This window comes from Psychrobacter luti (assembly GCF_014192115.1).
In the GTDB taxonomy this organism is placed as follows: Bacteria; Pseudomonadota; Gammaproteobacteria; order Pseudomonadales; family Moraxellaceae; genus Psychrobacter; species Psychrobacter luti.
This window is the reverse complement of the sequence record NZ_JACHXL010000003.1, coordinates 35921-48604: the sequence shown is the minus strand read 5'-3', so window position 1 is coordinate 48604 and position 12684 is coordinate 35921. Positions and strand designations below refer to the sequence as shown.

Below are 12684 nucleotides of genomic sequence, written 5' to 3'. Positions count from 1 at the left end.
AGGCTCACCTGTATCTAACGCTACGATTTATTCTTGCTCTTCTGTCTCTTCAATCATTAATACTGCATTGCGCACATCGGCCAAACGCTGAATCATGGCATCATTGCCGCCATCGAATATCGCACATTCGCGCTCATAAACGGTGGTTGGACGCATGATGCTTTGTACTTGTACGTGATGGCTAATTTGTTTAAGACCGGCGTTGGGTAGCAAAATAAGCATTTGCTCTTTTTTACCTACGCTGTCTAATAAATGGCTCATCGCCTCGACTTGCGCATTATCGCTCACACCAGCTTTTGCGGGTAAAGCAAAGCGTGATAGTTCAATATGCTTATCGTGAATGATTTTATTCAGCATCAAATACAGTTTGCCAAGCATGACACCTGCCAACGCGACTTTTGCATGACTATTATCTGCTTTTAGCATCACATAAGCGCCGCTTTCATCAAAATGTGGCTCATTGAGCGCGCTGACCCCAACCAACAATGGCTGCTTCAGTAGCTCATTCACCGCTTGGTTTAGTAGCTGGGTACATAACGCCAAATAAGGTAGACGCTGCGATGGCGCTAAGCGCTCAAGCATGTTGAACTCATCGTGGAAGACAATCTGGACGCTAACACTATCGAACGGGCGTGTGGCCGACAAGCGAGCTGCACTAGTAGATTTATGGCTGCTACCATTCTCATGACTAGCCGTCATTTCGTCTTGCATGCTGTCCGTGTTATTACTGACCGCACTATCTAGCGTATGACTATTACCATGATTTTCAGCTTCATTGCCATCATTACCATTATTATTGCCATCAGCGTTCAACGCGGTATCCTGACCCTGTTGCCTTCTGACATACTGATTTACCGCACTATGGATATTTAATTTTCGAGTATGCGGTTTTTTGCTGCTGGTATCGTGTGCGGTTTGAGCGTTAGCATTGCTACGAGTTGAGTTAAGAGCATCAGTTATAGAGCTACTTTGACCATGATCCGTTTCATTATTAGCAGTATCAAAGTCGCTTTCGCGATTAAGGTTTCGCTCATAACCACGATCAAATTCACGTTGATCGAGTTGTCTATACTGCTCACGATGCAAGTCTTGAATATCACGGCTTAGCGCATTGATTTGCTCTCTGCTTGGACGTGCAATATAGCCATAAATCAGCCATAGCAATAAATGCAATAACATCGAGCCAATGACAAACGGCCATTGCATGGCGATAATCTCACCCTTACTAATGTCTTTTAGCGTCAACGCCACGCTACCGATGACTGCATCACCTTTGGTGGCGATTTGGCTAATAGTATCACCCTGCTGCATCGGCGCATTACCGACCGGCACTAATACATCGCCATTATTGTCTTTAATCAGTATGCGGGTCACGTCTTGCTCGCTGGTATAGCGATTGGCAATGACGCTGAGGCTGACGCGGTCTTTGTTTTCTAAAGACAAGCGTGATTCATCGATAAGCTGGGCGACCATTTGCTCGCCTTTTTGGGCACGGCTATTGGTCAGCTGCTGATCGGTACTGATGACCAATAATAGGGTCTGCAAACAAAAACTAACCAGAAGAATAATGGCAAACAACCCTTGCCGCGGCGCTAAATACGTCATGATATGTTAAACTTTTTTGGATAAATGGAATTAAAAAACGAGGCTATGGCTCATTTTCTGGAAGAGTATACAGCTATCTTTTTTACATTTGCCTTGGCTCAATTTGCTTTTACTCAATCTATTCTTGCTAAAGCTATTTTGGCTCTGTCTAACCGTGCCGCCTCTAAATAACGGCCACTTCATAAAAGCTATTTAACGAAAACTTAGTCAATGAAATACCATTCAATAATAGTCAATTAGCCTTAGAATAAAAAGCCAGCTATTAGACCTGACTATCGTACATGAGATTTGTTGTGCAAGTATGTTTGGCGCACGCGCACATCGACAAATCGCCGTTTATTTTCTCTACTATATCACCATACTAAGGGTTATGGCGTCAGCTAATATCATAAATTTATTATAAGAATTTTCTTTTATTCGATAGCGCTTTTTGCTCATGCTAAGCATTTTTATCGGACTGTGAGACTTTGTACCTCATCTATAGGCGCTGCCCAGTAAAACTGTTATTATTCCTAATCTTATATCAGCATACAAGGGACAATTGAGCGATGCAAAAAAATACATCCTACTCGTTACCAAAAGACAGCAAAGCATGGCAACAAGCCGTCGATTCTGTAGCGTCATTATTGCCTGCGGGTACTAATCTGCAAGATTTTGATGCGCTGCAATCTTTGCCTATTTTTGCGTTAATTGTGGTATTGCCTACGCATGTATCCTCGCTCGATATCCATCAATACGTACAATCATGGGTAGATGAGCAGCCAAACTGGCATTTGGTCACCGTAGCAGAAGATGCTGATGCCAATTTTGTCGATATTGAGATTGCTGATATAGATACTACGCAGCCATTTGCTAAGCGCTCGTTTGTTGATGTGCAAGTGTTCCGCTACTTGCTGGTGCCGGTCACAGATACTCTGATGCACCCTGCTAAAAAGACAGCAGCAGCACACATTATTGATGACCAATTGACCACGCGTCTACGTCATGACTTAGCTGAAAACTATAAAAACTCGCAAAGCGCAATCGCGGGCGACCATTTAGATGTTGTCGATTGTCATATCTTATCGCTCGGTCATATGTTACGTACCCATAAGCTAGCCTGTTTTGATATGGACTCTACCTTGATTGAGCAAGAAGTCATCGTTGAGCTGGCAAAAACCGCAGGGATTGGCGAGCAAGTCGAAGCCATTACCGAAGCGGCGATGCGCGGTGAGATAGAGTTTGACGAATCCTTTGCTCAGCGCGTGGCATTATTAAAAGGCATTCCAACAAGCGTTTTGGATGATATTTGCAGCCGTTTAACCTTATCAACAGGTGCGCACACGACTATCAGTGCGCTTAAAGCCTTGGGTTATCATACGATCTTGGTTTCAGGCGGCTTTACCTATTTTGCTCGTTATATCGCTGAGCAGTTAGGCATCGATGAAGTACATGCCAATGCACTGGATATCGACGAAGGCGAAGTCACCGGTCATGTGCAACTGCCTATTATTAATGGCGCGAAAAAAGCGGCGATTGCTGAGCATACCGCCGAGCGCTTAGGCATTGATATGTCGCAGGTCGTCTGCGTTGGTGATGGTGCCAATGATTTACCGATGATGGCTCTGGCTGATTTGGGTGTGGCGTTTAATGCCAAGCCCATCGTCCAAGCGCGTGCAGACGCCGCGGTCAATATCACAGGGCTTGAAGGTGTGCTTTATGCGCTTGGCTATCCAGCTTTTGCCCGCACTAAATAACGCTTAATATTTTAAAAAACAAGCTAGGTTAAAGTTTTATCTTTAGCCTAGCTTTTATGGTTGAAGCTTTTTATCTCTATATCTCTTTTACCCTACTCATCTTACTTTCAACTTGTTAAATAAGAAAGGAACGTCCATGACGGCATCACAATCACCACGGCCAGATGCGCCGTCATCTTCCACTCATGCAGCCAGCCAGCCTATAGCTGAAGAGAGCAGCCCGATTTATCACGACAATCCAAAACAGCTATTGGGTGTTTATGTCAAAGGTATTGCAATGGGTGCTGCGGACATCGTGCCCGGTGTTTCGGGTGGTACCATTGCCTTGATTGCGGGGATTTACGAACGCTTGATTAATGCCTTAAGTAGCGTAGGTCCCAATCTTTGGCAGACATTTCGTCAAGAAGGCGGGCTTAAAGGCTTAATTGCGGTCTGGCGACAGGTCGATGCTACTTTTTTAGTGTGCTTATTACTCGGTATCGCCACCAGTTTTGCTACTTTAGCTGGACTTATCAAGCATTTATTGGACAATCAGCCTTTACTGATTTGGTCATTCTTTTTTGGTTTAGTGGTAGCCACTGTGTTTATCTTATTAACTGAGATTACGCGCTGGAATATAGGACGGGTGGCATTATTTTTGCTGGGGGCCGGTAGCGCCGTCGTCATTAGTAGCTTGCCTTTATTGACCACGGCGCCAAGCTTACCCTATTTATTTCTTGCGGGCGCGATTGCCATTTGTGCAATGATATTACCCGGTATCTCAGGGTCATTTATTCTATTATTAATGGGCGCTTATGATTCGGTACTCGAAGCGGTGCATATGCTAAACTTTAGCATTATCTTTACCGTTATTGCCGGTATGGCAACGGGATTACTGCTGTTTACCCGTATGCTCAAATGGCTGCTATCACGCTACTATCAAGCAACCCTTGCCTTGCTAACAGGTTTTATCGCTGGTTCGCTGGTGAAAGTATGGCCATGGAAAACCGATGCGCTAGGTACATTAAGTAGTGATGCCATCAATAATGTCATGCCATGGCAGTATCCTACTGGTGCTCATTGGTTAACTACTTTAGGCTTGATGCTGTTAGGAGCCGTTTTAGTAACTGCTCTATCATGGTGGGGACGCCACGGCGTTCGTTCTTAAAAGTCATTCAATCTAAAAACTTTAAAGCTAAACCGACTTTAAAAAACACTTTAATTCCAAAAAAGCGCCCATGATTGTGGCGCTTTTTTTGTTGGTGATAATGGCAGAATTTGCACAGTATTTTCTTAATATCGTTTAAAAAAATCAAACGTCAGCTGTTGTCGCAAAGTCGTCGCTACCCTCTTTAGCTTTAGGTCGCAAACTTCCATAATGACTGTGTTGGAATTCACCTGATGAAGAGCGAGATGAACAATGTTATTAACAATATTTTCTACTTTTGCGAGTGAGACATGGGGCGCTGGCACCATACTGGGTACTGGTTTGCTGCTAGGCTTGCTACTGGCACTTGCCTTATCGTCGCAGCGTTGGTTGCTATGGTATCTGTTTGGCGGTATGGCCTATTGGTTGGCGGTTGAAGCCATTCATAGTTTATTAAGCTATTGGTTAGTCTTGTCAGAATGGCACAATTATGTGGTCGCTATGGGTATTAGCTGGCTGCCTTTAGCCGCTTGGGTACTCTATCGCGCGCTGCGTTACGAAGACGTCAGTCGCACTGTGCATGAGCAACGTGAGCTGCAAGCCGCCCGCTATATTGAACATACGCCCGTCTATGATGATGACTATCAGCCGCGCTTCCAGTAATGCGGTCATTCAGTCATTCACTAAGTTTGCCCCAATAATACTGCCGTCATCGAATGTTACAAGATACTTAAGGCTGTCTACGTAACTCCTAAAGAATTGAAACCTATCATACGTTCAATCGTTTATAATCTAATTATATATTTGTCACAAGAATTGTTATAAAGTACGCATTATTTTGCGTCTCATTTCTCATTCTTTAGGTTCTTTAGGAGTTCGATTATGTTTACTGTTCCTGTATTAGATATTAAGTCTGATCCATTAGATGTTTTATTGGCGGTGATTGGTTACCGTTTATCGATGTTGGCTGATAGCGATAACGAAGACGTCAAAGCGCTGTTTGCTGATCGTAAAGTAACCATCGAGCTTGCCAGTACTGAAGCTGATGTTGCGCGTTATTATAGTTTTGATAATGGTACATTCAGCCAACATAGTGGCCATGCTAAAGAAGCTGATTTGACTATCAACTTTAAAGACTCTATAACAGGCGTTAAGCTTTTGACTAAAGGCAGCTTGCCTGCCTTTATGACTGCCGTGCAAGAAGGCAATTTAAGCATCGAAGGCGATTACAGCCTAATGATGTGGTTCAATAAACTTGCTAAGCACATCGTGCCAGCTGTTCCAGAAGAATGTAAACCTTATATCCAAAAAGCCAAGCCTTATGCTTATAAAGCACAAAAATTTGCCAACCATTGGGTCGGTGTTGCTAAGCACAAGTTGGGTAAATAATTGAGTCACCTAGTTAAGTCGCTGACTAACCTCTAACAAGCTACTTAGCACTATTCTGATTTTCTAAAAAGGTTGCGGTATACTATACGGCAACCTTTTTTATTGCCTAGATTTTATCGTCTTAACTTCATAAAAAGGCAAAACCCCAAGGTTACTTAATTGTTCTTAATTTAAATAATAGCTATTAAATTATCTAACACTTCTAAATACCGTTATAAAAGGATTTATCTCATGGCAGGATTGCTTAATATCTCAGAACCGAATGCCAATAACCATACTAATACTATACTTAATAATAAAAACGTGTCTTATGATTCTTTAGCGACATTCGCAACAGACGCAACTAATACCAAGCAACAAACAGCAAGTAAGCACAGCCGTGAGCAGATTGCTCAGTTGTTTGATTTGCCTTTGATGGATTTATTACTCCAAGCGCAGACGATACACCGCCAACACTTTACCGCCAATGAAGTGCAGATTAGTACCTTACTGTCTATCAAGACTGGTAACTGTCCAGAAGATTGCGGTTATTGTTCACAATCCGGTCACCACCGCGATACCACTAAACTACAGGCGGAAAAACGCATAGAGGTCGATAAGGTCATTGCTGCTGCTAAACGTGCCAAGGCTACAGGCTCATCGCGTTTTTGTATGGGTGCAGCGTGGAAGCACCCAAGTGCCAAAGACATGCCTTATGTGGTCGAGCTGGTCAAAGAAGTCAAAGCATTGGGGCTTGAAACCTGTATGACCCTTGGGATGCTAGATACAGACCAAGCGGCACAGTTGGCAGATGCTGGACTAGACTATTATAATCATAATCTGGATACCTCAAGAAGTTATTACGAGCAAGTCGTCAGTACACGCAGCTATGATGAACGTCTAGATACCATTGCAAACGTACGCAACTCAGGTATTAACGTTTGTAGCGGTAATATCGTTGGCATGGGAGAAAGCCGTGATGATCGCATTGACTGGGTACATGAGCTGCTTAAAATGCCCAAAGCGCCTGAGTCTATTCCTGTTAATCTATTGGTTCCTATTCAAGGTACACCGATTGGCGACAAGGTCTTAGCAGAAGGTCAGCTGCCAGTCCTTGAATGGATACGGACTATTGCTGTGACACGTATTTGCTGCCCAAGTAGCTATGTACGTCTATCTGCTGGGCGCGAAAGTTTGTCTGACTCTGAGCAAGCATTAGCATTTATGGCAGGAGCAAATTCATTCTTTTATGGTGATAAGTTATTGACCACAGGCAATGCCAGTCAATCAGGTGACGATAGACTGATGCGCGAGCTTGGTTTAACCAAGCAGTTTGCCGCGCCACGAGCACCGAAGCAAGTACCGGTGCTCGACGCCATGAGTGGTCATCAGTCGCAAGTTGTCTTAGCAGAATAGATGCCATGCGTGCTGCTACCATAATCGCGTAATCTGCGCTAAGCTTGCCGACGTTATTAATCAATAAATTGCGCATAAAATATCAAATCGTAAGAGAGAGTATGATGGCAGATTATTTTAATTGGATTAAAGCGGCACACATTATCTCTATGGTGTGCTGGTTTGCGGCAATATTCTATTTGCCACGCCTATTCGTTTATCATGCGATGAGTGACGATAGCATCAGCCACGAGCGCTTTGCCATTATGGAGCGCAAGCTCTATCGCGGCATCATGACGCCGTCGATGATAGCCACTTGGTTGTTTGGTTTATGGATGTTGGGAATGGGCTGGGATGTTTATAAAACTCAGGGCTGGCTACACGTCAAGCTATTATTGGTGGTGCTACTTTCTGGCTATCATGGCGCCTGCGGATTTTATCGTAAAAAGCTCATTGATAACCCGCATTATAAATCACATAAATTTTGGCGTTGGTTTAACGAAGTACCCGTATTTGCATTAATCTTTATTGTGATTTTGGTGGTGGTAAAACCCTTTTAAAAACACCTAACAGTAAAGCTTATTTATCTTAGAAGTATTTTTATTTTAAACATCTACAAAAAAGCGTCCATTACTGTAATAAGTGATGGACGCTTTTTTAGGTCTCAATAAGCTGATTAAATGCTTTTAAACGTTTGGTCGCATGATTTGATAAACATTGCTCAAATCGTAAACACGGTAGCGCGCAGGCTCACGGCGATTTTCGCCCGCATAGCTGAGTATCAAGGCTTGCTTGGCACGCTCATCGACCCAGCCAACAAACAGTCCGCTATGCTCGACGCCATTGTAGCCGTGGTTAATATAGTAGAGCCAATCACCGACTTCAATATCCTTGCTACTGGCATAAGGACCTTGACCATAAGTGCCCTTATGGATGGTATCGCGGCTCACCCCTGCTCGATTAAACACCGCATTGAGATAGTCCCAGCAGCCACCTTTAATAATCGCACGCTCATTCAACGCCATCTTGCGCGCGGTGCTAATCACTTCCCGCGCCGCCCGACTGCTTTGGGTTTCGGCATTGCTCAGCAGCGGCAAATACTCGCTATCGACGTTATCATAATTGCCAGATAAAAATGCGGGCAGAACTGATGGTGTTTGGCGTTGTACTTCTGGATAACGGTAATTATTTTGGGCATTACCGATGTAAGCATTTTGGTTAGAATAGGCGTTATTAGAGTAGCTGTTATTAAAAGAGCTGTTACTAGAGTAGCTTGGTTGCGCGTTGCTCGAATTCGAGCGATAGCTAGTGGCATTGCCAGCTCGTTGAATGGTAGAGCGGGTGCTGATTTTGGCAGAAGGAACCGCCGAATACGAGGGAGTATAACGGGCGCTATAATCAGGTTGGACAGACTTTTGCGCAATCAAGGCGCTCATACTATCGGCATGAACCTGACCGGCCGCAGCAAAAGTAAATAATAAGGCACTGCACGACGTTGTGATTGACCAAAGGGACAAACGCGACATGACTAACTCCTTGTCAACATATTATTGATATAGCCGATTCAATTTAATATTCATAAACTGCTATCAATGCTCAGTATCAATAAGCGTATTAACGATAAGTAAGATAAGATTTTTCAATCCTACTTATAAACCATTTGCACAGGAATCTGCAAGTCTTATTGCTTTAAAATAAGCGATAAAAGGTATGATATTAAGGATAAACGGTAAAACGAGATAAGAGTTTTAGAAATGGATACGAGGATATAGGAAGGATAATCAGCGATAAATTTGAATGTTATTTATAGAAATAACATTCAAACATTAAAACCAAGCAACAATTTAATCGTTGCTCATTTTGATATTGGCATGGCGTTTGGTCAGCGGTTGCCCTTGTAGAATGGCTTTGGCCGCGTTTGCTTCTTGGATATTATCAAAACCGCCAATTAGGTATTTACGAATATCATCACAATCGACAATCTGTAGCTGTTCACCAATCAGGGTAATTTTATCGCCATCGGTCAAATGAATATGCTCACGTTTGCCTTGATTATCATGCACCAGCTCACCATCACGTACCCACAATACGCCGCTACTAATAATACCGCTCATGGCTTGTTTGTGTTTCAGACGTTGCCGATTAAAAATAAAACTACCAACAATAAGCAGTGCCAAAGCACCAATAGCCAAGCGCTCCGGCAGCAGACTCATTGCCAAAGCAACCGCCACTGCCCCAACCAGTAATGCGGAGCCAAACCAAAATAGCCCATTGTCAGCCGCTGGCGACTGACCTTGTAAGGTGATTTTGGCGCCGTCATCAGTCAGCTTTAGCATGCATGTTACCTGTTCAAAAGCAGTGAATGGTTAAAAGTTTAAATAAAAAGTCATAAAAGAACGTTTAGAGATTTACCAGCCTAGGGCTGTTTTTTGCATAGCAATCAGCTCAGCGATGCCTTTTTCAGCAAGAATCAGCATATCGTCTGCCTGGGCACGGGTAAATGGCTTCTCTTCTGCCGTACCTTGCAGCTCGATAAATTCGCCTTTTTGAGTCATGACCACATTTAAATCTGTATCACAGCTGGCGTCTTCTTCGTAGTTCAAATCGAGATACGCTTCGCCATCTTTCATACCAACAGACACTGCAGCTACCAAACCAATTAATGGATCAGCTTTCAGTTTTTTGGTTTTTTGTAGGCTTTCTAACGCATCGATAAGCGCAATAGCGGCACCCGTCACACTAGCAGTACGCGTGCCGCCATCTGCTTGCAATACATCGCAATCTAGATAAATAGTGTTTTCACCAAGCTTACTTAAATCAATCATCGCCCGTAAACTACGACCAATTAAGCGCTGAATTTCTTGCGTACGACCCGACTGTTTGCCGCGTGCCGCTTCACGTTGATTACGGGTATTGGTCGCGCGTGGCAACATACCGTATTCCGCTGTAATCCAGCCTTTACCTTTACCTTTGAGCCAGCGCGGTACGCCTGACTCAACGCTCGCGGTACATAATACTTTGGTATCGCCAAAACTGACCAATACTGACCCTTCGGCATGCTTAGTGTAATGGCGCTCAAAGCTGATTGAGCGAAGTTGGTTAAGCTCACGGTTGTCAATACGCATAAATTTTCCTAGTACGGTGTTGTAAAAGCGGAGTTATCTTTATATAGAGTTATAAAATAAGAGATTAGTCGTTACGTCAACGGATATGCTAGCAGACATCAATATGACAATATCCTAACGTGACAGCGGCGCAATAGCAAGATTCGCTCAAGCTATTACGCCGCTACTTTAGTAAGATTTAGCGTTAACTTTATTCTAAACCTTCCATCTTACGCAATTCTTTACGTAGGATTTTACCGACGTTTGATTTTGGTAATTCATCAACGAACTGGATATGACGAGGACGTTTATAGCCAGTCAATTGCTTTCTGCCAAAATCAAGCAGCTCTTGCTCGGTCACATCACCCTTTTTGACCACAAACAGCTTTGGATCTTCACCGCGCTGGTCATTCGGAATGCCAATAGCGCCGCATTCTAACACAGCAGGATGTTCGCTCATGGCTTCTTCGATTTCATTTGGATACACGTTAAAACCAGAAACCAAAATCATATCTTTTTTGCGATCGACAATTTTGATAAAACCTTTCTCGTCCATAATACCGATGTCACCTGTTTTGAGGTGACCACTGGCCGTAAAGGCTTCAGCAGTTTCTTCAGGGCGATTTTGATAACCAATCATCACTTGCGGACCTTTGACACAAATTTCACCGCGATCGCCTAGTGCGACTTCATTATCCTCTTCATCAATCAAAATTACGTCAGTGCTAGAGGCAGGAATACCAATTTTACCGGTAAATTCAGCGATGGTCATCGGGTTAAAGGCAACCACTGGCGAGGTCTCAGACAAACCATAGCCTTCAACGATAGGCAGACCAGTGATTTTATGCCACTCTTTTGCCACGCTTGGCAAAACTGACATACCGCCGCCAATAGATGCTTTTAGGTTAGAAAAATCTAGGTCAGCAAAGCCTTCTTTATGCACCAAACCGTTAAACAAGGTATTTACCGCAGGGATGTAGGCAGGTTTATATTTGCCCATCTCTTTAATAAGACCATCCAAATCACGTGGGTTCGGGATGAGCAAGCCTGCACAACCTTGGTACATGCTATACATCCCACAAACCATAAACGAGAACACATGGTATAGCGGTAGTGCGGTCAAAAGAACATCCGTAGCGTCGATATCATCTTCGAAAGCGCTATCCATGAGCGCACTAATCTGTAGCATATTGGCAACTAAGTTACCATGCGAGAGCATTGCGCCTTTGGCAACACCAGTGGTACCGCCAGTATATTGCAACAATGCCACATCGCTTAAATTTAAATCTGGACGCTTATATTTGCTGGCTGAAACCGCATTTAACGCATGCTTAAAGCTGGTGCTTTCTGGCAGACGATAAGCTGGAATCATCTTTTTGATATGGCGCGCGACCAGGTTGACTACCGGCCCTTTGAGCGTGCCTAGCATGTCGCCAACTTTACAAACGACGACATGCTTAACCTGACCCTTATCTTCCGCATCTTGATAAGTTTTCGCAAAATTCTCAACGATAAATAAGGCTTTCGTACCACTATCATGTAGCTGATGCGATAACTCACGACTGGTATATAAAGGGTTAACATTAACCAGTACCATACCGGCGCGTATGATACCTAACGCCACCACTGGATACTGCAAGATATTGGGCATCATTACCCCAATTTTATCACCCTTTACCAATCCTAACGATTGTAAGTAGCTGGCAATTTGACGACTGTATAAGTCTAATTGCTTATAGGTAATAGAGGAGCCCATGCAAATATACGCAGGTTTTTGCCCATAACGACTAAAGTTACGCTCGAACACTTCAAGTAAAGACGTACTGTCATCTGGCATATCGATGGACGGCGCGATGCCATAGCGCTCATAAGAGCTCAGCCACGGACTGTCGCTATCTATCATCGGCATGGTAGGAAATGCATTTTCAATCATTGATTGAGCGTTACCCGTAGCGTTATGGTTGGTGGTTTCTTTATTGATACTGTCCGTCATAATCGTCCCTAAGTGTTGCTGTTAAAATATAGAGTATATGTGCTGCCCTTACCGTGGTCGCCAACCACGTATTGATAAAATCAAAAACTTGTGAATAAATAACTGCTCATGACCTAAGCTCTGAGCGCAATTGCTATTCACAAACTTTTTTACATCAAAATCTTTAAGCTGATGCCTAAGTTTACTCTCACTATAATGCAAATGCATAAAAGCTATTGTATCACCAGTTGTAAACGCATTAACGCAAAAAACTATTATCAAAATAGCCAGCATTGTCGATGCTTTTATAACAGTGTTAAGCACTTAAGCATGCACTTTTATCGTGAAATACAAAAATATAATCGGCAGGAACTATAG

At 43.4% G+C, this 12684-nt stretch carries 13 protein-coding genes; 8 read left to right on the top strand and 5 right to left on the bottom strand.

Translation table 11 applies throughout. The features are described 5' to 3' along the window. Nucleotides 1–27: 27 nt before the first annotated feature. Nucleotides 28–1605 carry a hypothetical protein gene (locus FHS24_RS07065; protein WP_183620169.1) on the bottom strand — a complete coding sequence of 526 codons (1578 nt, stop codon included), beginning with the start codon at nt 1603–1605 and terminating at the stop codon, nt 28–30. 24 nt (nt 1606–1629) lie between these two features. Between FHS24_RS07065 and FHS24_RS07060 the strand changes: the two genes are divergently transcribed. The 8 genes from FHS24_RS07060 (at nt 1630) to hemJ (ending at nt 7790) form a co-directional block, all read left to right on the top strand. Further along, a complete protein-coding gene (locus FHS24_RS07060; RefSeq protein ID WP_183620168.1) occupies nt 1630–1776 on the top strand; it encodes a hypothetical protein in 147 nt (48 codons plus the stop codon). Between the two features lie 377 nt (nt 1777–2153). Further along, nucleotides 2154–3341: a phosphoserine phosphatase SerB gene (gene serB, locus FHS24_RS07055; protein WP_183620166.1), complete on the top strand. Its 1188-nt coding sequence runs from the start codon at nt 2154–2156 to the stop codon at nt 3339–3341. 136 nt (nt 3342–3477) lie between these two features. Next, on the top strand, nt 3478–4488 hold the full coding sequence (locus FHS24_RS07050; protein WP_183620164.1) for a DUF368 domain-containing protein: 1011 nt from the start codon (nt 3478–3480) through the stop codon (nt 4486–4488). 233 nt (nt 4489–4721) lie between these two features. Continuing rightward, complete coding sequence (locus FHS24_RS12630) at nt 4722–4775, top strand: hypothetical protein (protein ID WP_367179659.1); 54 nt, start codon at nt 4722–4724, stop codon at nt 4773–4775. Next, nucleotides 4753–5130: an AciT family ciprofloxacin tolerance protein gene (gene aciT, locus FHS24_RS12335; protein ID WP_227671748.1), complete on the top strand. Its 378-nt coding sequence runs from the start codon at nt 4753–4755 to the stop codon at nt 5128–5130. Before FHS24_RS12630 ends, aciT begins: the two co-directional genes overlap by 23 nt. A gap of 219 nt (nt 5131–5349) precedes the next feature. Beyond that, nucleotides 5350–5856 (top strand): hypothetical protein, encoded by a 507-nt coding sequence (locus tag FHS24_RS07040; protein WP_183620162.1) that lies wholly within the window; start codon nt 5350–5352, stop codon nt 5854–5856. 231 nt (nt 5857–6087) lie between these two features. Continuing rightward, nucleotides 6088–7251, top strand: coding sequence for a biotin synthase BioB (gene bioB / locus FHS24_RS07035; RefSeq protein WP_183620160.1), 1164 nt, complete (start codon nt 6088–6090; stop codon nt 7249–7251). 104 nt (nt 7252–7355) lie between these two features. Further along, the gene (gene hemJ, locus FHS24_RS07030) at nt 7356–7790 is read left to right on the top strand and encodes a protoporphyrinogen oxidase HemJ (protein WP_183620804.1); all 435 of its coding nucleotides are present in this window, start codon (nt 7356–7358) and stop codon (nt 7788–7790) included. Nucleotides 7791–7916: 126 nt separating this feature from the next. Here hemJ and FHS24_RS07025 read toward each other — a convergent pair whose 3' ends face one another. From FHS24_RS07025 to FHS24_RS07010, 4 genes are all read right to left on the bottom strand, one after another. Further along, nucleotides 7917–8756: a hypothetical protein gene (locus FHS24_RS07025; protein WP_183620158.1), complete on the bottom strand. Its 840-nt coding sequence runs from the start codon at nt 8754–8756 to the stop codon at nt 7917–7919. A 318-nt stretch (nt 8757–9074) separates the two neighbouring features. Continuing rightward, a complete protein-coding gene (locus FHS24_RS07020; protein ID WP_183620156.1) occupies nt 9075–9566 on the bottom strand; it encodes a hypothetical protein in 492 nt (163 codons plus the stop codon). Between the two features lie 72 nt (nt 9567–9638). Next, nucleotides 9639–10355: a ribonuclease PH gene (rph, locus tag FHS24_RS07015; RefSeq protein WP_183620154.1), complete on the bottom strand. Its 717-nt coding sequence runs from the start codon at nt 10353–10355 to the stop codon at nt 9639–9641. 190 nt (nt 10356–10545) lie between these two features. After that, nucleotides 10546–12327 (bottom strand): AMP-binding protein, encoded by a 1782-nt coding sequence (locus tag FHS24_RS07010; protein ID WP_227671729.1) that lies wholly within the window; start codon nt 12325–12327, stop codon nt 10546–10548. Between the last annotated feature and the right edge of the window lie 357 nt (nt 12328–12684).

Excerpts from the sequence above, each read along its gene's own strand:
- FHS24_RS07065 (WP_183620169.1), bottom strand. The coding sequence starts at position 1,605 with ATGACGTATTTAGCGCCGCGGCAAGGGTTGTTTGCCATTATTCTTCTG.
- FHS24_RS07060 (WP_183620168.1), top strand. The coding sequence starts at position 1,630 with ATGGAATTAAAAAACGAGGCTATGGCTCATTTTCTGGAAGAGTATACA.
- serB (WP_183620166.1), top strand. The coding sequence starts at position 2,154 with ATGCAAAAAAATACATCCTACTCGTTACCAAAAGACAGCAAAGCATGG.
- FHS24_RS07050 (WP_183620164.1), top strand. The coding sequence starts at position 3,478 with ATGACGGCATCACAATCACCACGGCCAGATGCGCCGTCATCTTCCACT.
- FHS24_RS07040 (WP_183620162.1), top strand. The coding sequence starts at position 5,350 with ATGTTTACTGTTCCTGTATTAGATATTAAGTCTGATCCATTAGATGTT.
- bioB (WP_183620160.1), top strand. The coding sequence starts at position 6,088 with ATGGCAGGATTGCTTAATATCTCAGAACCGAATGCCAATAACCATACT.
- hemJ (WP_183620804.1), top strand. The coding sequence starts at position 7,356 with ATGGCAGATTATTTTAATTGGATTAAAGCGGCACACATTATCTCTATG.
- FHS24_RS07025 (WP_183620158.1), bottom strand. The coding sequence starts at position 8,756 with ATGTCGCGTTTGTCCCTTTGGTCAATCACAACGTCGTGCAGTGCCTTA.
- FHS24_RS07020 (WP_183620156.1), bottom strand. The coding sequence starts at position 9,566 with ATGCTAAAGCTGACTGATGACGGCGCCAAAATCACCTTACAAGGTCAG.
- rph (WP_183620154.1), bottom strand. The coding sequence starts at position 10,355 with ATGCGTATTGACAACCGTGAGCTTAACCAACTTCGCTCAATCAGCTTT.
- FHS24_RS07010 (WP_227671729.1), bottom strand. The coding sequence starts at position 12,327 with ATGACGGACAGTATCAATAAAGAAACCACCAACCATAACGCTACGGGT.